This window comes from Terrabacter lapilli, assembly GCF_039531305.1.
GTDB classification, from domain to species: domain Bacteria; phylum Actinomycetota; class Actinomycetes; order Actinomycetales; family Dermatophilaceae; genus Terrabacter; species Terrabacter lapilli.
Genome location: NZ_BAAAPU010000004.1, coordinates 1 through 20,357, shown reverse-complemented (window position 1 = coordinate 20,357; position 20,357 = coordinate 1). Strand labels below are relative to the sequence as shown.

The window sequence follows — 20,357 nt, the reverse complement described above, 5'->3', positions numbered from 1 at the left end:
CTTCGACCGCCGACCGGGCAACCGTCAGCAGCCACAACGGCTTCCGTCGGATCGCAAGGGACGCGACACGCGCTCGACGACCGTCGGCTCAGTCGCCGGCGACCCTGCCATCTCGAGGAACCCTGTACAGCGCCACGACGCGAAAGCATGAGGCAACCTAGGGTTGTGGCCATGGACGTCGGCCCAGCGCTCGCTGCCGTCAGGGCCGCTCCCACTCTGCTTCAAGGCATGCGCGAGGCGCGTGCCCTGGCGGCTGCCGCTGCGGCAGCCCCCGGGGACGACTCCCTGTCGACGCTTCGGTCGGCAGCACTCACGAGCGACCCGCTCACCGCCACCGCGGCAGTTCACGCCCTCGGCGCCATGGACCACCCGTCAGCGGGCTGCGTCCTCACCGACCTCCTGTCCGGCGAGCGCCGCTACGTGGCCGAGCATGCCGTCGACGCTCTTCGCAACACACCCCTGGTCGGCGCAGCCCTTCCGGTCCTGGCCGACGTATGCCGGGAGGGAGGGTTCGCCGGGATGCTGGCCCAGCGCACCCTCGAGCAGTGGGCGAGCCAGGGGCCGGATGAGGTGCGCGCCGCGCTGGTCGGCGAGCTGCGGACCTGCACGGACCCTGTCGGCCGCGCGCGTCTGGTGGAGACCCTCGGGCTGGTGGCCGGTGCAGCCACGACCCAGGCCCTGCTCGACCACGCCGCCGACGACGACGAAGCCCTTCCCGTCCGGGCGGCGGCGCTGGCCGCCCTGGGCGACGGTCCGGCGGCGGACCGTAGTGCCGAACCACTCCTCGTCGCCCTGACCCGGAGCATGGGTCCCCTGGCCCAGACCGCGCGGCTCGCCCTCCACGACCTGTGCCCCGCGCCGACGGTCCCCGCCCCGGGAGGCCTCACCGTGGCGCAGGTGTTCCTCCACTCCGACATCGACGGCCGCCTGCACCATTCGGGCCAGGGCGACACCGGGGGCATCGCCACCCTGCTCGTCCACCTCGGCGACGCACTCCTGCGTCGGCAGCCGCGCATCGGACGCGTTCTCACCATCTCGGGTGGCAGTCCCGACCCGGCGCAGTTCCCGCTGGCGCGCATCCGGTCGCTCGACAGCCCGACGCCGGGCTCGGAGCTGCTCACCGCCGGCCACCACTACGCCCGCGTGCAGCTCACGGGGGCTCCCTCCGGGGTGTCCCGGGCCTGGCCGGCCCGCGTCTCCGCACGACGCGGCATACGCAGGGTGCTGCGGACCGCGGGGCACGTCGACGCCATCCACCTCCGGATGGCCGACGTCGGGTCGATGGCCGCGGCGGAGGTCGCGTGCGAGCTCGACATCCCGGTCGTGCTCACCCTGGCCCCGGACCCGCAGGCCCTCATCGAGGCCCGCGACACGGCCGGGACCCTGACCCGGTCCGGCTTCGGGGAGGCGGACCTCGTGGAGCACCTCTGGTTCCGCGACCGCCTGCTGCTCGACCTGACCGAGAAAGCCGACCACCTCGCGCTCTTCCCGCGGCCGCAGGTCGAGCGCGACCTGCAGCGCTACCTCGGCCTCGACCTCTCGGACCGCCCGGAACGGGCCACCGTCGTCGGTGAGGGCGTCGACGTGTCGGCCCTCGGCCGGGCAGTGCGGGAGGTCCGCGACGAGGCGGTGCGCGGCTCCGCGGCCGCGGTCGCACTCCGCGAGCTCGACGACCTCCTCGCGACACTGCCGACCGCTCGGAGGGGTCTGCCGGTCGCCGTGTCGGTCGGCCGACTGAACGCCGTGAAGGGGATGGCGACCCTCGTGCGCGGCTGGGTGGACGACCCAGACCTCCACGACCGCTGCAACGTGCTGCTCGTCGGCGGAGACCTCGAGCACCCCACCGATGAGGAGGCGGCCGAGCTGGCGCGCATCGATGCCGTCGTCCCGGCAGCCGAGGCGGCCGAGCGAGGGCTGCTGCTCGCGGGCCACCGCCCCAACGCCACGACCATCGCCTGGCTCGCCGCTCTGCGCGCGGCTCGCGCCGGCGTGGGAGGACTGCCCGGGATCTACGTCAGCGCGAGCCTCAAGGAGGAGTTCGGCATCGCCATCCTCGAAGCGATGGCAGTCGGCCTCGTCGTGGTCGCGCCCGCGGGTGGCGGACCGGCGACCTACGTCGCCCACGGTGAGACCGGGATCCTGACCGCCACCTCCACGCCGTATGCCGTGGCCGCAGCCATGCACGCGGCGCTCGACCTGGCCGCGGCGCCGGGTGCCGAGGCCCGCGGGCGGCAGGCGCAGGACATGGTGCGCACGCGGTTCGGCATCGACATCATGGCCGCCTCGCTCGCTGCGGTCTACCAGCGCGTCGCAGCCCCACGCAGGCCGGGACGGACTGGCGGCAGGGGCTCGACGGGCACCACGGCCGGTCCCGTCCGGCACGACGCCATGGAGGGCGCCTCGTGACGCTGCTCGTCATCAGCCCCGACTACGCCTCGCATCTCTACCCCCTCGCCACGCTCGCGACGGCCTGGCGCGACGCCGGCGAGCGCGTCGTGGTCGCCACCGGGGCCGCCACCGATGCCCTGGTGTCGATGTTCGGCTACGAGCGGGAGCACCTCCAGCTCGGCCGAGGCTCGAACCCTGGCGTGATCCGAGCCGAGGAGCAGCCGGCCGGTGAGGACGACTCCCTGCGAGGGTTCTTCGCGGCGACGCGCCTCGGTGCCGTCGAGACACTCGCCTACCAGGCGAGGGCCCGGGGCGACGACCTGCTGTGGAACGCGGTGGGGGTGGCACGGGCTGTCCACGACGTCGTCGAGCGCGTACGCCCTGACACGATCATCGTCGACCACCTGGCCTTCGGCGCCCGGCTGGGTCTCTCCAGCAGCGGCATCAGCCACGCCGACGTCGTCCTCGGCCACCCGTCGGCGCTCAGCGTGGGGGACGAGGTCTATGGCTACCCTGACGCGTGGCCGCGCGCCTTCGGGCCCGACCCCGGTGCGCTCGAGGAGCTGCGCGGACTGTCCGAGCGGGTCCGCGACGACTTCACCGCGCAGTGGAACGCCGCTCTCGCGCAGCTGTCCCCCGGTGCTGCATCGAGCACCGACGCCTTTGCCGAGACCGGTGACGTCCTTCTGCTCAACTACCCTGAAGAGCTGCACGAGCCCCGGCGCACGTCCCTGCTCCCCCGCCACACCTTCCTCGGATCCGCGGTCCGTGAGGAGGCCCACGACGAGCAGGTCGGGAGGTGGCTGGACCAGGGGGACGAGCCGGTCGTCTACGTCAGCCTCGGCAGCTTCCTCTCCGCCCGCTCCGACGTGCTGGCACGGATCGCCGAAGCACTGCGCGGCCTCGACGTCCGCGTCGCACTGGCCAGCGGCTCGACGCCCAGCGACCTGCTCGGGCCGCTCCCGCGCTCCTGGCTGGTGCGCGAGACGCTGCCGCAGGTGACGCTCCTGCGTCGCGCAGCTCTTGCGGTCTCGCACGGTGGCAACAACAGTGTCACCGAAGCACTGACGGCGGGAGTCCCGCTGCTCCTGCTCCCCCTGTCCACGGACCAGTTCGCCGGTGCTGCTGCCATCGAGCGCTGTGGTCTGGGTGAGGTGCTCGACCCCAACCAGGCGAGTGCCGCAGAGATCCGCGGCGCCGCCGAGCTGCTCCTCGGCCTCGACGGTGGAGCCGGGCTCACCGGCCAGAACGCGTCCCTGGACGGGCTCAGCGCGTCGCTGCGGGAACGGCCCGGGCCGCGGCGTGCCTGGGCGGCCGTGACGCAGACGACCAGCTCCGGCTGACGGTCAGGGGTGGAGCGGGAGCCGCCAGCGACCGGAGGCGATCTGGTCTCCGCCGACCCACACCCCGCCGACGTCCGAGGTCGTGCCGAGAGCGAAGACCTTCGAGAGCGCGTCGTCGGGTGACGCGGCGTTCGCCAGTCCGACCGCGAGCGGGTCACCGGCCTCGGGCAGCAACCAGAGGGCGTCGAACTGCTTGCCGACCGACAGGTCGCCCACCTCCTCGCCCAGTCCGAGCGCGTCGGCGCCGGCCGCGGTGCACAGCCAGAGCAGGTGGGCCGAGGTCAGGGGCAGCCCCGCGGGGCCCAGGAGCTGCTGGACGAAGTAGGCCTGCAGCCCCTCCTTGAACAGCGAGAACCCGGTTCCGGCCCCGACGTCGGAGCCCAGGCCGACGCGCACGCCGGCCTCCACGTGGCGGCGCAACGGGAACAGCCCGCTGCCCAGGGCTGCGTTGCTCGTGGGACAGTGCGCCACGGCGGCGCCCCGCTCGGCGAGCGTCGCCAGCTCGGCGTCGGTCGGGTGCACGTCGTGGGCCAGCACGGATCGCGGTGTGACGAGGCCGAAGCGGTCGTAGGTGTCGACGTAGGAGGCGCCGTCGAAGAGCGCCGCGACCTCACGGATCTCGTGCGGGTTCTCGTTGACGTGCGAGGTGAACCACGATCCGGGCACCTCGGACAAGGTCGCAGCGCAGGCCTCGAGCACCGCCTCGCTCGCCGAGAGCGAGAAGCGTGGCGTCACGGCATACCGCAGGCGGCCCTTGCCGTGCCAGCGCGTCGCGAGGTCGAGGGACTCGGCGTAGGCACGCTCCCCCGTGGTGAGCAGCGGCTCCGGCAGGAGCCGGTCCGACGTCACGAGCCCGGTCGTGACGCGCAGGCCCCACTGGTCGGCTGCCTCGAACATCGAGTCGACAGCCGGGGCGTAGTGGGCGCCGAAGACCAGTGCCGTCGTGGTGCCGGCGTCCACGAGGCCGGCGACGAAGTCGCGCGCGACGCCCCTCGAGTAGTCCCCGTCGGCCAGCCGCATCTCCTCGGGAAGGGCGTAGCGCTCGAGCCAGTCGAGCAGGGGCAGCCCCAGCCCGCCGATGACGCGCACCTGGGGGAAGTGCACGTGCGTGTCGACCATCCCGGGCAGCAGCAGGCCCTCACGCAGGTCCAGGACGGGCTCGTCGGGGTGCTCGCAGCGCACCGCCTCGAACGGTCCACGTGCCGTGATGACCCCCTGCCGGACGAGCAGCCCGCAGTCGTCGTGGGACCGCAGGGTGCCACCGGTGAAGGGGCTCGTGGGCGTGTCGATGACGTGCCCCCGGAACAGGGTCACGACGGGGCGTCCTGGTCGGCTCGTTCGCGGGCGAAAACGCCGAGGAGGTCGGCTGCCACGGCCACCGCGATCGCGGCGGGGCTCTTGCCGACGACCCCGGGCGCGCCGATGGGAGACTTGATCCTGGCCAGGTCGTGCGCCGAATGCCCTTCGGCCGCAAGGCGTTGCTCGAACCGGCGCCACTTCGCCGATGATCCGATCAACCCCACGGACCCGAGGTGTGAGCACCTCAGTGCGGCGTCGCACAGCGCCACGTCCTCGGCGTGGTCGTGGGTCATGACCAGCACGTGGGTGCCCCGGGGGACCTGCCCGAGCACGAGCTCGGGCACGGGCGCGTGGTGCACGTGCACCCCGGCCACTGCATCGGCCAGCACCTCGAGACGCTCTGGCGTCAGGCGGTCCGCGCGGCCGTCGACGAGGTGCAGCTCGAGGTCGTGCCGGCTCAGGATGCGGGCCAGCTCCGTGCCGACGTGCCCCATGCCGAAGATCGCCACCGACGGCACGACGGCGAGCGGCTCGAGGAGCACCGACACCTCCCCGCCACAGCACTGCTGGCCGTGCTCGACGGGGGCCCGCTCGTTGAGCGACAGGCCGAGCTGCTCGGGAGCCTCGTCGCCGTTCACGAGCATCGCACGCGCGCGTGCCACGGCTGTCTCCTCGAGGTTGCCGCCGCCGATGCTGCCCCACGTGCGGTCGGTCGACACGACCATCTTGGCGCCGGCCTCACGGGGTGCGTGGCCGCGGACGCCGACGAGCGTGACGAGAACTCCGGGCTCCCGGTCCACCCGGAGCCGCTGCACCGCTGCGAGCCAGTGCACCTCAGCCTCCCGATCCGGAGACGAGCTGCTCGGAACGGGGCTCCAGCGGAGGAGCAGCGGGGTCGGGCTGTTCCGGCACGAGGCCGACGCCCCCGTCCACGAGCGGGGTCGTGTGCGGCGGCTGCCCGCCCCCGCGAGCCTGCCGGACCGCCCAGAAGACCGCCTCGGGCGTCGCCGGGGACGCGAGGTCGACGGAGGTGCCGGACGGCCCGAACGCGGCGGCGGCCTGGCGCAGCGCCTCACGGACCGAGATGGCGAGCATGAGCGGGGGTTCGCCGACGGCCTTGGACCCGTAGACGACGCCGTCCTCGGCGGCACGCTCGAGCAACGCGACGTTGAAGACCTCGGGCATCTCGGAGAGGCTGGGCAGCTTGTAGGTGCTGGCCGACGCGGTCGCGAGCCGCCCGCGGGCAGGCGTCGACGACTCGTCCCAACGGAGGTCCTCGAGGGTCAGCCACCCGGCGCCCTGCACGAAGCCTCCCTCGACCTGGCCGAGGTCGACGAGCGGCGACAGGGAGTCCCCCACGTCGTGCACGATGTCGACACGGCGCAGCCGGTAGGCACCGGTGAAGCCGTCCACCTCGACCTCCGACGCGGCCGCCCCGTAGGAGAAGTACTTGAACGGGGAGCCGTGCATCGTCCTGGAGTCCCAGTGCAGGCCCTCGGTGCGATAGAAACCGGCCGCCCAGAGCTGGACGCGCTGGTGGTAGGCCTCGCTCACGAGCTGGGCCCAGGCCACCTGCTCGTCGCCCCCTGCCGCACGCACGACGCCGTCCTCGAACAGCACGTCCTCGTCGTCCACGCCGAGGCGCGCCGAGGCCACGGCCCGCAACCGCCCGAGGATCTGCTCGCAGGCGTTCCTGACGGCCGCGCCGTTGAGGTCCGCGCCCGAGCTCGCTGCCGTGGCCGAGGTGTTGGGCACCTTGTCCGTGCGGGTGGGGGCGAGGCGTACTAGGGCGAGCGGGAGCCCGAGCGCCGTGGCCGCGACCTGGAGCATCTTGGTGTGCAGGCCCTGGCCCATCTCGGTGCCGCCGTGCGAGATCAGGACCGACCCGTCCTTGTAGACGTGCACGAGCGCACCCGCCTGGTTGAAGGCCGTGAAGTTGAACGAGATGCCGAACTTCACCGGGGTCACGGCCAGCGCCCGCTTGGTGTGCTCGTGGGAGGCGTTGTAGGCGGCGATCTGCGCCGAGCGGGCCGCGACCTCACCGGTGGTGAGCACCTGCTCCCAGCACCTGACCGCCCGCTCCGGGTGGCGCACGAGCTGACCGTACGGGGTGTGCTGGCCCTCCGCGTAGAAGTTGCGCCGTCGGAGCTCGGCTGCGTCGATCCCGAGCCGGGGGGCGCATCGGCCGATGACGTCCTCGATGACGAGCATCCCCTGGGGACCGCCGAACCCGCGGAACGCCGTCTGGGACGTCTTGTGCGTCAAAGCGATCCGACCGTTGACCCGCAGGTTCGGGATCCAGTACGCGTTGTCGACGTGGCAGAGGGCCCGGGCGAGAACGGGCTCGGAGAGGTCGAGGCTCCAGCCACCGTCCGAGGTCAGGGTGGCATCGAGGGCCCGGATCGCGCCGGAGCCGTCGAAGGTCGCGCGCCACTGGACGTGGAACCCGTGCCGCTTGCCGGTCATGGTGAGGTCCTGGCTCCGGGTGAGGCGCAGCCGCACCGGACGCCCGGTCAGGACGGCTCCGAGGGCGGCGATCGCCGCGAACCCGTGTGGCTGCATCTCCTTCCCGCCGAAGCCGCCTCCCATCCGCAGGCACTGCACCGTAACGGCGTGGCTCGCCAGACCGAGCACGTGCGCGACGATCTCCTGGGTCTCGCTCGGGTGCTGGGTGCTGCTCTGGACGAACACCTGGCCGCCCTCGTCCACGTGGGCGAGGGAGCAGTGCGTCTCGAGGTAGAAGTGCTCCTGACCGGCGAGATCCAGCTCGCCGCTGAACACGTGCTCGGCGCCCGCGAAGGCGGCGTCGACGTCTCCTCGCGCGATCGTCGGCCGGCCTCCCTGGAAGCTCTCGGCCGCGATCGCCTCGCGGACCGTCACGATCGAGGGAAGCGGCTCGTAGTCCACCTCCACAGCCAGGGCCCCGAGCCGTGCCGACTCGAGGGTCTCGGCCAGCACCCAGCAGACAGCGTGGCCGAAGAACATCACCTCCGAGGGGAACAACGGCTCGTCCTGCTTGACCCCTGCGTCGTTGACGCCGGGGACGTCGGCCGCGGTGAGCACTCGCACCACACCCGGCACCTCGAGCGCCGGCGCCGTGTGCAGCCGCGTGACCCGGGCGTGGGCGTGCGGGGCCTGGACGGGATGCGCATGGAGGATGCCGTGGGTGCGCACCGTGAGGTCGTCGGTGTAGAGGGCCGCGCCGGTGACGTGCAGGGCGGCCGACTCGTGCGGAATCGCCTGCCCCACAATGGGATCAGTCGGGCGGTCCGACAGAGCGGTCATGCTTGCACACCTCGATCGGCGACGGCCTCCGCGGCCGGGTGGACGGTGCTCTCGCCGTGGAGCCTCAGCAGCGCGCCGCCGAGGACGGCGCTGCGGTAGTCGGCACTCGCACGGTGGTCGTCCAGAGGGGTTCCCTCGCCCTGCAGCACCTCGGCAGCAGCGCGAACAGCCGACACGGTCCAGGGCTGCCCCTCGAGCGCCGCCTCGGTGGCATACGCCCGGATCGGCGTCGCGGCCACGCCACCCAGTCCGATGCGTGCCCGGCGGACCACGCCGTCGACCACGTCGAGCGCGAAGGCGACGGCGACACTGGAGATGTCGTCGAACCGACGCTTGGTGATCTTGTGGAAGGCCGTCGTGCCACTGAGGGGCACGGGGATCCGCACGGCGCGGACCAGCTCGTCCGGGCGTCGCAGCGTCCGCCGGTAGCCGGTGAAGTAGTCGGCGAGCGCCACCTCGCGCTCGCCTCCGGGGCCGGCGAGCACCACGGATGCCTCGAGCGCGAGCAGCGCCGGCGGGAGGTCGCCGATGGGTGAGGCAGTGCCGAGGTTGCCGCCGACCGTCGCGCCGTTGCGGATCAACCGCGAGGCGAACTGCGGAAAGAGCTGGTCCAACAACGGAACCCGGCCGGCAAGGCCTCGCGCGACCTCGGTCAGGCTCAGGGCGCCGCCGATCTCGACGACGTCGTCACCGACGACCAGGTGCCGCAGCTCGGGGAGGCGGTCGATGCCGATGACGAAGGGCGCCCGGGCCCCGCGGAGGTTGACGTCGACGCCCCAGTCGGTCGAGCCGGCGACGAGCACCGCGTCCGGGTGGGCGGCGAGGAGGTCCAGGGCCTCGCCCAGGTGGGCGGGACGGGCGTAGGTGCCGGTCGGTCCCTCGAGCCGCGTCGCTGCGGCTGCGGGCGGCGGACCCGTGCGGCGGTTCGCGAACGGGTCGTAGGCCACGGGCTCACCGAGTGCGAAGGCGGCGTCGCGGATGGGCCGGTAGCCGGTGCACCGGCACAGGTTGCCCGAGAGCGCCTCCAGCTCGAACCCGTTGGGCCCGCAGGCGTGCCCGTGCGGATGGCCGGCGGCGGCAGAATCGTCACGCGTCGCAGTGCGGCCGTCGCGGTAGTACTCGGCCGCCATCGCGCAGACGAAGCCCGGCGTGCAGTATCCACACTGGGAGCCGCCGCGCACCGCCATCTCGCGCTGCACCGGGTGGAGCCGTTCGGGCGTGCCCAGGCCCTCCGCCGTGACGACTTCCTGGCCGTCGAGTGCGGCAGCCGGCATGAGGCAGGCGTTGAGCGCGGTCCACTCGGTGCCCGAACCGCCGTCGGGTCGGGCCACCATGACCGCACAGGCACCGCACTCTCCCTCGGCGCAGCCCTCCTTGGCACCGGTCAGGCCTTGGGCCCGCAGCCAGTCGAGCGCGTTGGTCGACGGGTCGGCGCCGGCCAGGCTGAGCTCCGCACCGTTGACCGTCGCCGCGAGTCGCCGTCCGGGAGTCATCCGAAGTTTCCGTCGTCCACGGACCCATGATGCACCGCGGCGGCCACGACGGCTGCGGCGAGTCGGGCAAGACCCGACTCGCCCTCGAGCCGGCGCGGCGATGCGTCGACGACTTCCCGGACGGGATCCACGTGATCGGGCTGGCGGAGGCTCGTACCGCCGAGCACATGTGGGGCTCCACGGCTGAGGAATTCGGGACCGAGCGGGGCCGTACGCCGGTGCTCGGGCGCCTTGGTCCCCTTCGGCTCCCCGGGTGGTCGCCAACGTCAAGCAGCTGGACGGAACGGACCGGGTGGCCGCCCAGATCCTCCGCGGCGTCCGAGCGCTCATTCGGCACCTGTAACAGAAGCGCCAGTCCACTACGGACGCCCGGGCCCAAGGCTGGTCCGGGCCACTCACCCGCTTCCCTAGGCGGCAGTTGTCTACCGGACCTGCCGATGTGCGCTGTTGGTTCGGTGGCGGCCGACCCGTGCCGACGGTGCGGTGTCAGTGATACTCGTGGGCATGCAGCGACCGCCCAGACGGGCCAAACCCTCAGGTTCTCTGGTCCTGGGCTCGGACGATCCTGACCTGCAGCACCTGGTGAGCCGATTGGCCAACGGAGGCAGGGTGGCGGCGCTCGGTGGGACCATGAGCCGGAACGTGCACCTGATCGATGCCCAGCTCGTTCTCCGAGTGCATGCCCCGTTCGTCAGCCCTTCCCGGGTCAAGGCCGAGCGCCGGCTGAAGCGCCAGCTGTTGGACGCGGGCCTGTCCGCGGCAGAACCTCGCACCTGCAACGGCCGCGACCTGCTCTCGGTGGCTGGCCGCGTGGCCGAGATCGAGGGCTATGTCCCTCACCGGGTACCGGTTCCCGGATGGCCTGCCTACCGCGCCATGTTCACGACCGTGTCGCGGATCCATGACGTGCTCGACGACGCGCACGTGCCACGTCCCGTCGTGTCGACCTACGGCGCTCCCGGCACGCTTCGCAGGCACCTGGCACTGCTCGCACGTCGACCGCTCACCTCACTCTCGCGACAGCACGTGCGCGAGGTGGCGTCAGCGCTGCGGGGCTCGAGAAGATCTGGGTTCCCGCCCGCGTACTCCCGACGACCGTGGTTCACGGCGATCCGCGGCTGGAGAACCTTCCCGCTGGGCTCGGCGGCGAGCACCTCGTCCTCGATCTCGGCTTTGCCGCCCGACGCCCACGCGTGCACGATCTGGCGTACGCGGGCGCCTGGATCTTGCTCGGTCCCGACGACACGGCCACCGCTATAGCCACTGAGCCGTCTGACACGGTGACGCAGCTCCGAAGCTGCATCACCGCGTACGAGCAAGGCGCTGGTGCTCTCACAGCCGTCGAACGAGGCGCTTTCGACGGCTATCTCGCCGGCGTGTGCCTCTACCAGAGCACCGTCGCCGCCCACCTCCCAGACCCGGACGCGCACCTTTCCCGGCCAGGCATCCGCAAGATGCTCGCGATCGCTCGTCAGCTCGTGACCCAACCCCGGAAGTTCCTCTGAGACTCCCCGCTCGCTGCTGATGGTGGGCTCCGCCGCGCCGACCCGCCCGCACGCGTGAGCCGGCCGCCCAATAACACGTGGCCGCGGCCCGCTTCCGGGCAGTACGGTCGGCGCGGCCTCGGCGCGACAGGGCTGCTGGATCGTCGACGCCGCACGGCGGTGCCAATGACGTGCGTCCCGACACCCAGCCAGGGGAGATCAATGGAGATCCGTGCCACGACCGACGAGGACCTCTCGGTCCTCCTCGACGTCGTTCACGCAGCGTTCGGGCGGTTCACGGAGACCCCAGTCGATGGCGGCGGGCTCTGGTGGTCCGCGATCGAGATGGACCGCGGCCTGCTGGCCTACACGCCCGACGGGCGACCCGTGGGCAGCGCCGCCGCGTACTCGTTCGAGCTCACCCTGCCCGGTGGGGTCATCGCCCCGGTCGCCGGAGTGAGCGCCGTCGGCGTCCTGCCCTCTCACCGACGCCAAGGCGTACTCAGCGCGCTGATGCGCCAGCAGCTCACCGATGTGCGTAACCGAGGGGAGTTTCTCGCCGTCCTGCTGGCAAGCGAGGCTCCGATCTACCAGAGGTTCGGTTACGGACCGGCGACGTACACCGCCCACCTGACGCTGCAGCGCCACCGTGCAGTCTTCGACCGACCCCGGGCGCGCGCGACGCCCGGAGCCCCGACGACAGAGTCCCGCACTGGCTCTATCGAGGTGCTGCGGCGCGAGCAGTGCGGCCAGATCCTCGAAGAGGTCTACGACCGGTACCGTCGCGCGACGCCCGGCGCACTGGGTCGCCCGCACCGCTGGTGGACACTGGGCGCGGGAGCGCCCCCGGTCACTCCCACTCCGCGCTATGTCGCCGTCCACCGTGACGGCGACGGGGTCCCCAACGGGTACGCCAGCTACTCGGTCGACAGCGGAACGGTGACGGTCGACGAGACCATCACTTCCGACGACACGGTCTTCACAGCCCTGGCCCGGTTGATCCTCGATCACGACCTGGTCACGCAGTGCGTGTTGAAACACGTCCCGCACGATCACCCGCTGCGCTGGCAGCTCACTGACTGCCGTGCCGCGCAGGTGGACCATGTCGGGGACTGGCTCTGGGTGCGGCTGCTGGACATTCCGCGGGCGCTGATCGCGCGCGGCTGGTCCATGGACGGCGAGCTCGTCCTGGACGTCGACGACCCCTTCCTCGGCGAGCGCAACCGCTATCTCCTGACCGTTCAGGGCGGCCAAGCTCATTGCGTCCCGACGGAACGAGAGCCGGACCTGTCCCTCGACGTCAGCGACCTGGGGGCCGTCTACCTCGGCGGAACAGCACCGAGCACACTCGTGCGTGCAGGGCACATCCGGGCCCACCACCAAGGCGCAGCAGCCTTGGCCGACGCCCTCTTCCGCGCCGAACGCTCTCCCCACTGCCTCCACTGGTTCTGACCTCATGGTCGCCGCCCACCGCGCTCGACAGGCACCATCGGTCAACGCCTTCCTATGCCGCTGCGCTGGCCGTGACAGTGAGCGACCTGGCATGCCGCTACTTTGAGGTTGGGCGGGGCCCCGCGCATTGCGCGTAGTGCCTCGGCAACCCTCCTCCGTACGTAGTCGGGCTCCCGGCACGACACCGACTAGTTCCCAGCGGGCCCCAAAGCACGCTGACGTAGCTGCGCGAAGGCGTTCATCCGACCTGCGAATGAGGGGTGGGGGCGCGACCCGTCAGAGCCTGCCGTCGCGACCGCCGGCAGGTGTGGTGTGCTGCCGTGTCGAAAACGGATGCGTCTGGGAGCTCACGAATCGCGCAAGGCCACGACAAGCTGATCACCGTCGCTGAGGCCCAGCGCGGTCCGCAGGTGGACTTCGCTGAACAGCTCGATCAGGTCTGTCGGATATCCGGAGCCAGCTGGTTCATCGGCCTGGAAGGCCAGACCGCGGTAGCGCTGGGCGATCGTGATCGGCGAAAGGTAGTAGCCGGCCTGTCCGGTGAGCTGCTCCCAGTCCGGGGCGATGTCCGTTGCGGCGACGTAGCGCCAGTGATCCCCTCGATCTAGGGCCGCGTGTAGACGAAGATTCAGCGTTCCGGGCAGGATCGGGCATCCGGCAAGTACCTGCAACTGCTCGAGCAGGGCCGGATCAGTCATCCGGTCCACACCCAGGCCGCGCCCGGATTCGACCGTGCCACTCATGTCTCGCGGCATCCCCTGCCAACTCCTTCCCGTCGAGGCTTTGTGCCCCAATCTAGACAAGGCGCAGATGGCGAGACTCGCTGACCACTACCAGCTCGACGTCCGCGAGTGGCCGCCCTCGGATGAGGCCGACCGTGGGCTACTCGATGCACGCCGCGACCCGCTCACCCGGACGCGCCTTTTCGAGCCCGATCAGGTCGAGCGGGGACACCAGATCGTCGCGCTTTGCCACCTGGACTTCTCCCTGGAGCGCATCACCCAGGTCCTCAACTCCTCCAACCCCGTGCAGGCCTTCGGCGACCTATGGAGTCTCAGACGCAACGACACCAGCGTTCTGGCGGCCAAAGCGGAAGACGCCCGAGCGGCACTCGGGCAGGCACCCGCCTTCACGACACGCGAAAGAGAACAACCCGGAACCCTCATCCTGACCAGCTCCGGCGCAGCCACCTTGACCGAACTCCCCGACGTCATCGGCCGAACCGCAGACTTTCTCTTCTCAGTCCTTCGACAGCGCGGCGTCGCGGTGACCGCCCCCGTGTACGCCGAGTACCTGAATCGTGCGACTGACCTGACCCCAGGATCCATCCGCGTGTGCGTGCCCGTAGCCCAACCCCTGCGCCCAGCCGAGGGAATAGCACTCGAGATCGCAGCAGGACCGGCTGGCCTACATCCCCTTCACGAACGGGGACGTCCAGCTGGACCGTCTCGTGGCCGCACACGCTCACCTATCGACCGGAGCCTTCAGCGGCCGCGTCGTTCCCGCCGGGCCCAACCGCGAGATCTACTACCCGACCCACCCCAACGGAGACACTTCTGCGCCTGCCATGGACATCGCCGTGCCCATCGTTGAAGCACCCGAAGACTGACCCCCCAAGAAAGTCAGTGCTCCCCGGCTTCAGACGCACTCAACGACCGCTCTCCGCATACCGAGACCTCGCCGAGAGACAGCCTTGGACACGGCCTGTTCTCACCGGCGCCCGGGTGACGAGGCTGGGCGCCGTCGCCGACGGCTGAGGGCGCCGAGTCTCGCCCCGGCGCCGCGCACGGCGGTGGGTAGGCGTCAGCGGTCGCTCTCGGCGGAGATCACCGCGGCGCCTCGCGACAGTGGGCCGGGTGTGGGCTCGAACATCTGCTCGCTGCTCGTCAGCAGGTGCGCCGTCATCATGGGGCAGCGCGTCAGGCGTGAAAGCGGTGGGGAGCAGGGCGCAGAACGGATGGACGGACGGGACCATCAGCGCGGGGTGTATGACTCGACTGCTGCCTGCACGGTGGCGCGTTCTGCACTCCAGTGCTCTCTGCTCGTGGCGGCGACGAGGACACTGCTGCCGCGCTTACCGGCGACGAAACAGGCGATCTCGCGGTAGGCCCGCGGTCCGTGCCTGGAGGTGTAGTCGTCCATGACGCACGAGCCGCGGCCTCGGGTGAACATGAGGCCGGTCGCCGACGCCACGAGCGTCACCGAGCTCGCCTCGTCCGCTTGGTGCGCGAGGCGAAACGTCGCCCAGTTCGCGAGCGACTCCGCGCCCTGTTTTGGCGTGGCGTTGAGGTAAAGCAAAAAGTCTCCCTGCGCACCGCGTTGCGCGACGGCGACAGCGCCTGTATCGGCCTGGATGGGCCGCGCCGATGGTGGGTAGGCCATGACCGCAGTCAGGTCGGGCAGACCGGCTTGTCGCCAACCGGTGGGCACGGCCCGGGGAACGAACCAGCCAAAGCCCGATGTGTGGTCAGCGCTGGGGCCCGACGAGGCCGCAGAGCGGTGTCCCGGGACTCCACCCGGGACTCCACCCGGGGCGGCACCGGTTGCGCTGCATCCCGTAGCCGCCAACAGTGCGACGGCCATCAGACCACCGGCGGCCCGAACCGCGTGGCAGCGGCGCAGGCCGGTCATCAGACGTTGCCGTCGCCGTCGTTGGGGCCACCGAAGTTATCCGAGTCATGGTCCCCGCCGCCGCCCTGCGGGATGGGATTCGGCACAACGGGCACGCGCGGCGGCGCCATCCTGGGCGGGATTAACGCCCGAAGGGGTCGAACGGTCGGCGGTGCGGTAGCGCGGATGCCCGTCGGGGGCGTCATCGTCCCTGCTGGACCCGGAGTCACCATGCTGGCCCGGCCGACGGGCGTGGCGACGAACCACAGCTGCATGACCGCCGGCCCCTTGGTCTCGCCTGGCGCCTTGTCGCCAGCGAACAGGTAGAGCGGGTGTCCGTCGTAGGTGGCCTGCATGCCGTCAGGGCGTGCGATCGTGCCGAGCGCGTGGGGCAAGGAAACGCTGCTCGTCAGCGATGCGTGGGGGGCGACCATGAGTGGCGGCCATGTGATTGCGCAGGCGCCCGTGCAGTGACTGCCGGCGCCCTTGTCCAGCCTGTAGGTGTAGAGCGTCCGTCCCGCCGGGTTGGTCAGGGCAAGACCCACGCCGGTCTGACGCTCGCCGATCGCGACCGGTTGGGCGGGGTGCGCCATCACGGGGGCCGCCGTGGCTGAGCCGGCCGAGGGTGAGGCGACCGAGGGTGAGGCGACCGAGGGTGAAGCGCCCGACGATGGGCCGCCCGTGGCCCCACACGCGGCCAGGGCGATCGCGGCCACGCCCAGCGCAGTGACCGCGACGAGTCGGGGGGCAACTGGTGTACGCATGGGCCATTCCTTCTTCTGCCGGGCCACTCCAGCCGATCCGGACGGCCTCACCCCAGAACGACGTCGGGGGCTGGCGTCGGGTTCAGCGCATCCCGGGACCGCCCTCGGCAAGACCACTTCCGCCCTCATCACTGCTGTGGCCCGCTCCGCTCACGATGGGCATTCGAGGCTGAACTTGCGCCCGAAACGGGGGCGCGGACTCTGCCGTCGCGCCGGCTACAGACGCTGGCGGCAGCGTCACGCGTTCACCGCTCACGGCGCGCGGAGGAAGCCGGGTCCGAGCATGCCGCAGCACGACTAACCGGTCAGGGCGGCGAGAGGCTCACGGAATCACGTCACCCCACCGGACGTCTCCGTGGAGGTAGACGACGACCTGGGACCGGTCGCTGCTCCAGACGTCGATCCACGTGGGCGCTCGCTGGCCTTTGACCAACTCGGGTGCGGAGGCCGAGTGGAGTCGTGACAACGCGTCACTGGACAACCATTCGGGCTGGCATCGAGTCCAGCCGCCACAACCGCAGCCTTCGTAGGCAACGAGAGCACCGGATCTGACCCGTTCCTGCGCCAGATCGGGGATTACGTTCTCGTGCAGGAGAAGCAGGGCTCTGCCGCTGGGGTCGAAAAACTCACCCGCAGCGTTGTGCCCGGCGGGACGTACGGCAGGCTTCCTGGACCTAAGCACATCCGCTTCGCTCCCGGTCGGCTGCTTGAGGAGCTCCGCAAAGGTGGCGCCCTTGGACTTCTTCGCCATGTCCCCATTGTCGCGCTAGCGTCGGCGCAGACTCGATGCGCTTCTTCCACGGACTCCCACATATCAGCGCTCAGCGAGGAGGCTCCGCACTTCCTGTGCTTTCGGGTTCCGGAGAACCTCGGTCCCCACAAGAACCGTGGGCACGTACTCATCGCCCGAGTTCAGGCGCCTCACCGCGCTGTTGGCTTCGACGTCCTTCCAGACGTTCACCCAGGTGATCCGCTCATCGCGACCCAGCGACCCCAGCAACCGCTCGCAGTACGGACATCCGGGCTTCCACAGCACTACGGCCCGTCCCTGGGCCAGGTCCTTTTCGGCCACACGCCAAGGCGTGTGCTTGCCGGTACGCAGCGACCACCATCCGAACGCCGACACGAGCGCCAGGCCGACAACGCCGAGAGCCATGCCATTCGGCACAGAGTGTGACGCGCGCTCGACGCGGGCGGCGGCCACAAGTACGACCACAACCAGCACACCGAGGCTCATCCCTACCTGTCGCTTCACAGCGCCGACGCTAGTGGCCGACAGCGATGAAGCGAGGGATCTCGTTCCTCCAGCGTCAACCTAGCCCGCCCTGGACATCGGCAGACGGGCGTCGCCCTCGCGGTGGATGCTCGCTCATGCCGCGATCCGATTCGGCAAGACGGCTAGCTCATCCGGCGGTCTTGCGACGATGCGGAAAGGAGCGTGACGTCGACCTGACCGAACGCAACGCCGAACTCAAGCTCCGGCCAGAACCGGAACCGGTGTTCGAAGCGTCCGTCGTCAAGCGCGTCGAGCTCATCCGAGACAAGCTCTGCGTCGGCCGATGTGTCCAGCTGTGCCGCGACGAGCGCCCGGGCGTCGATCCCCACCAGCGACGCCGCCCGATAGCTGATGTCCACGAGCTGGTAACCGCTCTCGAGATCGCCGATCAGCAGGCTCCAGCGGAACTGGGCATCCGTGAGATGCCACCGCTGGACCTGTGCGTCGTGAAGGTTGAGCTCCGCGAGGGCGCGCAGAACGAGTGCGGTCCGTCGCAGGTCCCGCAGATGCCTCCGGTAGTCGCGAATGACCACGTCCTGCGCCCGGTCCGGCAGGCGGCCGTCATGGAAGGCAAAAGTGAACCATTTCATCGTTGCCCGCTCCTGTGACACCGGAGCAGTATGGCGAACGGCGACATCCTGACATGGCCCCCTTCTGTCGGCCTCCTCGCAGCGTTTCTCGTAGACCGTCCCGGCGCTCGGGTGGCTTACGCAGCCGGTGAGCTGGGTGGCGGCTATGGCGCCGGTGACGACCGTGCCCGCGACCGGCCACGAGGCGCGGAGCGTCGCGAGGAGCCGAGGCATGGCCGCGCTCCCGGAGCGGGATACACCGTCTACGGCGTGGACAACGAACACTAGATGCAGCCTGGCGGGCGCCACATACTCACCCGTCGAGGCGGGCTGCGGCACTGCGAGGGTGTGGGTGGGGTTCGTCAGTCCGGGAGTTGCGCAGGCCTCGCCCAATATGACAACTTGGTTGTCATGAACCGGGTCGAGGGCGCGTATGCCGTCCTGCGTCATGTCCGTCCCCTGCACCAGTACTCCGCGCGCGCCGTCGCCGACCTGCTCGAGGGCACCGACGTCAGCCTGCCGCTGCGAGCGGTACTCGTGCTGCTCCTGGAGGGCGGCCCACGGACCGTGCCGGACCTCGGCCGCGAGCTGCTCGTCACACGTCAAGGTGTGCAGAAGGTCGTCGACGAGGGCGTGCGCCTCGGCCACCTCGAGCTGCGCGACAACCCGGCGCACGCCCGGTCGCGGCTCGTCGGGCTGACCGAGCACGGTCGCACCGTCCTCGCCGACCTGCAGCGCGCCGAGGCGGCCAACCTCGAGGCCGCCACCACCGGCATCGACCCCGACGACCTCGTGCGGTGCGCTGAGGTGCTCGCCCGGCTCACCGCCGGCGTCCGACGGATCGCAGGGAAGCAGGCCGACCGGCTCCACCCCGACGTCGTCGCGGCCGACCGCGGCGGCAGCGACTGACGCCGGATCCGCCGCCCGCCTCCCGACCCATCCCCTCGACCCATCGACCCATCGACCACGCACAGGGAGCGACCACATGCACCGCCTCGACCTCGACCACGGCCACGTCACCTACACCGACACCGGCGAGGGCGACCTCGTGCTGCTGCTCCACGGCGGCGGTGTCGACCACCGCATGTGGCACGACCAGGTGGACGTGCTCGCCGCGCACCGTCGCGTCGTCGTGCCCGACCTGCGCGGCCACGGCGAGGCCTCGACCCTCGACGCTCCGGGCCGTCACTGCGACGACGTCGCCGCCCTCGTGCGCCACCTCAATGCCGGGCCGGCCGTCCTCGTCGGCCTCTCCATGGGCGGTGGAGCGGCCACCGACACCGCGCTCGAGCACCCTGACGTCGTCCGGGCGATCGTCGTCAGCGGCACGGCCACGAGCGTCCCCACCTTCACCGACCCTTGGGTGCTCGGCATCCTGCAGGAGTGGCAGCGGGCGATCGTCGAGCGCGACGCCGCCGCCTACGTCGAGGCCAGCCTCGCCTTTTGCGCCGGCCCGACGCGCACTCTCGACGAGGTCGCGGGCGACACGGTGCAGCGATGCCGGCAGATGCTGACCGACACCCTGACCCGGCACGCCAGCCCCGACGCCTTCCTGCCCGAGCCGGTCCACGACGCGGAGGTCCGCCTCGGCGAGATCGAGGTCCCGGTCCTTGCGCTCTGCGGCGACCTCGACTCGCCCGACCACCGCGACATGGGCCGCCGGCTCGCTGCGGGGGTGCGCGACGGGCGGTACGCCGAGGTGCCGGGCGCCGCGCACTACCCGAACATGGAGCAGCCGCAGCTGTGGGACGCCGCCGTGCAGGCCTTCCTCGAGGAGGTGCTGGTCCCCACGCGCTGAGCCGACGGTCACGCGGTCAGGCCTGACCGGTGTGCTGCCCTCGTCGGCGGCATGCTCGAGCTCGCCGTAGATCTCGTCCCTGGACTCACCCGAGAGCAGGTGCCTGCCGCCCGCGTTCGAGACTGCCGCGAACGGCACCGCCACGAGCGCCCCGACGATGCTGGCGATGCCGGCGATGATCGACACGCACGTGATGTCGAGGATGACGGCGAGCGGGTGGACGCTGACGGCCTTGCCGAGCAGGAACGGCTGGAGCACGTGCGACTCGAGCTGCTGCACGCCGATGACGACGGCCAAACATGATGATCGCCACCGCGGGCCCGCGCGACGACCGCGAGGAGCACCGCGACCGCGCCCGAGGCAGCGCGCGGACGATGGGGATGAACGCGAACAGGAACACGAGGATGCCGATGGCGAAGGCGAAGGACATCTTGAGGATGGCCGCGCCGACCGAGATGCCGATGGCGTCGACGAGGGCCACGATCATCGTGGCGCGCACGAACGCCGACCGCTGACCCCAGGCGTTCGATCATGGCTCCCCTCTGTGTCAAGACGCGGCGGGAAGCGCGGTTCTAGGGTGAGTGGTGGCGGGTCCG

Annotated in this window: 16 protein-coding genes and 2 pseudogenes; 7 read left to right on the top strand and 11 right to left on the bottom strand. The window is 71.1% G+C overall.

The annotated features are described in order from the left end of the window. Nucleotides 1-171 precede the first annotated feature (171 nt). Nucleotides 172-2,406 carry a glycosyltransferase gene (locus ABD241_RS06275; RefSeq protein ID WP_344059585.1) on the top strand — a complete coding sequence of 745 codons (2,235 nt, stop codon included), beginning with the start codon at nt 172-174 and terminating at the stop codon, nt 2,404-2,406. After that, the gene (locus ABD241_RS06270) at nt 2,403-3,731 is read left to right on the top strand and encodes a nucleotide disphospho-sugar-binding domain-containing protein (protein WP_344059583.1); all 1,329 of its coding nucleotides are present in this window, start codon (nt 2,403-2,405) and stop codon (nt 3,729-3,731) included. Before ABD241_RS06275 ends, ABD241_RS06270 begins: the two co-directional genes overlap by 4 nt. A gap of 3 nt (nt 3,732-3,734) precedes the next feature. Here ABD241_RS06270 and ABD241_RS06265 read toward each other — a convergent pair whose 3' ends face one another. Genes ABD241_RS06265 through ABD241_RS06250 form a run of 4 tightly spaced genes read right to left on the bottom strand, consistent with a single transcriptional unit; the run spans nt 3,735 to nt 9,808 of the window. Then, a complete protein-coding gene (locus tag ABD241_RS06265) occupies nt 3,735-5,045 on the bottom strand; it encodes a guanine deaminase (RefSeq protein ID WP_344059581.1) in 1,311 nt (436 codons plus the stop codon). Continuing rightward, a complete protein-coding gene (xdhC, locus tag ABD241_RS06260; protein WP_344059579.1) occupies nt 5,042-5,863 on the bottom strand; it encodes a xanthine dehydrogenase accessory protein XdhC in 822 nt (273 codons plus the stop codon). The genes ABD241_RS06265 and xdhC overlap by 4 nt, the downstream gene beginning before the upstream one ends. 1 nt (nt 5,864) lies before the next feature. Continuing rightward, a complete protein-coding gene (gene xdhB, locus ABD241_RS06255) occupies nt 5,865-8,315 on the bottom strand; it encodes a xanthine dehydrogenase molybdopterin binding subunit (protein ID WP_344059577.1) in 2,451 nt (816 codons plus the stop codon). After that, nucleotides 8,312-9,808, bottom strand: a complete 1,497-nt coding sequence (locus tag ABD241_RS06250) for a xanthine dehydrogenase small subunit (RefSeq protein WP_344059575.1) — start codon at nt 9,806-9,808, stop codon at nt 8,312-8,314. Before ABD241_RS06250 ends, xdhB begins: the two co-directional genes overlap by 4 nt. 1,043 nt (nt 9,809-10,851) lie before the next feature. Here ABD241_RS06250 and ABD241_RS06245 point away from each other — a divergent pair. Continuing rightward, nucleotides 10,852-11,313: pseudogene (locus tag ABD241_RS06245) on the top strand (phosphotransferase); the annotation flags it as partial. 201 nt (nt 11,314-11,514) lie between these two features. After that, complete coding sequence (locus ABD241_RS06240) at nt 11,515-12,744, top strand: GNAT family N-acetyltransferase (protein ID WP_344059573.1); 1,230 nt, start codon at nt 11,515-11,517, stop codon at nt 12,742-12,744. A 347-nt stretch (nt 12,745-13,091) separates the two neighbouring features. Here the strand turns inward: ABD241_RS06240 and ABD241_RS06235 are convergent, their stop codons facing one another. From ABD241_RS06235 to ABD241_RS06210, 6 genes are all read right to left on the bottom strand, one after another. Next, nucleotides 13,092-13,487, bottom strand: coding sequence for a DUF120 domain-containing protein (locus ABD241_RS06235; protein WP_344059570.1), 396 nt, complete (start codon nt 13,485-13,487; stop codon nt 13,092-13,094). A 1,231-nt stretch (nt 13,488-14,718) separates the two neighbouring features. Further along, complete coding sequence (locus tag ABD241_RS06230) at nt 14,719-15,126, bottom strand: hypothetical protein (protein ID WP_344059568.1); 408 nt, start codon at nt 15,124-15,126, stop codon at nt 14,719-14,721. Between the two features lie 248 nt (nt 15,127-15,374). Beyond that, complete coding sequence (locus ABD241_RS06225; protein WP_344059929.1) at nt 15,375-15,947, bottom strand: COG4315 family predicted lipoprotein; 573 nt, start codon at nt 15,945-15,947, stop codon at nt 15,375-15,377. A gap of 493 nt (nt 15,948-16,440) precedes the next feature. Next, nucleotides 16,441-16,869: a hypothetical protein gene (locus ABD241_RS06220; protein WP_344059566.1), complete on the bottom strand. Its 429-nt coding sequence runs from the start codon at nt 16,867-16,869 to the stop codon at nt 16,441-16,443. A gap of 63 nt (nt 16,870-16,932) precedes the next feature. After that, complete coding sequence (locus tag ABD241_RS06215; RefSeq protein ID WP_344059564.1) at nt 16,933-17,373, bottom strand: glutaredoxin family protein; 441 nt, start codon at nt 17,371-17,373, stop codon at nt 16,933-16,935. Nucleotides 17,374-17,516: 143 nt separating this feature from the next. Then, nucleotides 17,517-18,197: a hypothetical protein gene (locus ABD241_RS06210; RefSeq protein WP_344059562.1), complete on the bottom strand. Its 681-nt coding sequence runs from the start codon at nt 18,195-18,197 to the stop codon at nt 17,517-17,519. 177 nt (nt 18,198-18,374) lie between these two features. Here ABD241_RS06210 and ABD241_RS06205 point away from each other — a divergent pair, with 177 nt between their 5' ends. Both ABD241_RS06205 and ABD241_RS06200 read left to right on the top strand, forming a co-directional pair. Continuing rightward, nucleotides 18,375-18,872 carry a MarR family winged helix-turn-helix transcriptional regulator gene (locus ABD241_RS06205; RefSeq protein ID WP_344059560.1) on the top strand — a complete coding sequence of 166 codons (498 nt, stop codon included), beginning with the start codon at nt 18,375-18,377 and terminating at the stop codon, nt 18,870-18,872. 76 nt (nt 18,873-18,948) lie between these two features. Next, nucleotides 18,949-19,761 (top strand): alpha/beta fold hydrolase, encoded by an 813-nt coding sequence (locus tag ABD241_RS06200; protein WP_344059558.1) that lies wholly within the window; start codon nt 18,949-18,951, stop codon nt 19,759-19,761. A gap of 171 nt (nt 19,762-19,932) precedes the next feature. Here ABD241_RS06200 and ABD241_RS06195 read toward each other — a convergent pair. After that, a pseudogene (locus tag ABD241_RS06195) lies at nt 19,933-20,019 on the bottom strand (hypothetical protein); the annotation flags it as partial. 41 nt (nt 20,020-20,060) lie between these two features. On the opposite strand from ABD241_RS06195, the gene ABD241_RS06190 reads away from it, so the two are divergent. Next, on the top strand, nt 20,061-20,276 hold the full coding sequence (locus ABD241_RS06190; RefSeq protein WP_344059556.1) for a hypothetical protein: 216 nt from the start codon (nt 20,061-20,063) through the stop codon (nt 20,274-20,276). Nucleotides 20,277-20,357 lie beyond the last annotated feature (81 nt).

What these genes read in the sequence shown, in the direction of transcription:
- ABD241_RS06275 (WP_344059585.1), top strand. Translation starts at nt 172, where the DNA reads ATGGACGTCGGCCCAGCGCTCGCTGCCGTCAGGGCCGCTCCCACTCTG.
- xdhB (WP_344059577.1), bottom strand. Translation starts at nt 8,315, where the DNA reads ATGACCGCTCTGTCGGACCGCCCGACTGATCCCATTGTGGGGCAGGCG.
- ABD241_RS06250 (WP_344059575.1), bottom strand. Translation starts at nt 9,808, where the DNA reads ATGACTCCCGGACGGCGACTCGCGGCGACGGTCAACGGTGCGGAGCTC.
- ABD241_RS06240 (WP_344059573.1), top strand. Translation starts at nt 11,515, where the DNA reads ATGGAGATCCGTGCCACGACCGACGAGGACCTCTCGGTCCTCCTCGAC.
- ABD241_RS06235 (WP_344059570.1), bottom strand. Translation starts at nt 13,487, where the DNA reads ATGAGTGGCACGGTCGAATCCGGGCGCGGCCTGGGTGTGGACCGGATG.
- ABD241_RS06230 (WP_344059568.1), bottom strand. Translation starts at nt 15,126, where the DNA reads ATGGCCTACCCACCATCGGCGCGGCCCATCCAGGCCGATACAGGCGCT.
- ABD241_RS06225 (WP_344059929.1), bottom strand. Translation starts at nt 15,947, where the DNA reads ATGGCGCACCCCGCCCAACCGGTCGCGATCGGCGAGCGTCAGACCGGC.
- ABD241_RS06220 (WP_344059566.1), bottom strand. Translation starts at nt 16,869, where the DNA reads ATGGCGAAGAAGTCCAAGGGCGCCACCTTTGCGGAGCTCCTCAAGCAG.
- ABD241_RS06210 (WP_344059562.1), bottom strand. Translation starts at nt 18,197, where the DNA reads ATGCCTCGGCTCCTCGCGACGCTCCGCGCCTCGTGGCCGGTCGCGGGC.
- ABD241_RS06205 (WP_344059560.1), top strand. Translation starts at nt 18,375, where the DNA reads ATGAACCGGGTCGAGGGCGCGTATGCCGTCCTGCGTCATGTCCGTCCC.
- ABD241_RS06200 (WP_344059558.1), top strand. Translation starts at nt 18,949, where the DNA reads ATGCACCGCCTCGACCTCGACCACGGCCACGTCACCTACACCGACACC.
- ABD241_RS06190 (WP_344059556.1), top strand. Translation starts at nt 20,061, where the DNA reads ATGATGATCGCCACCGCGGGCCCGCGCGACGACCGCGAGGAGCACCGC.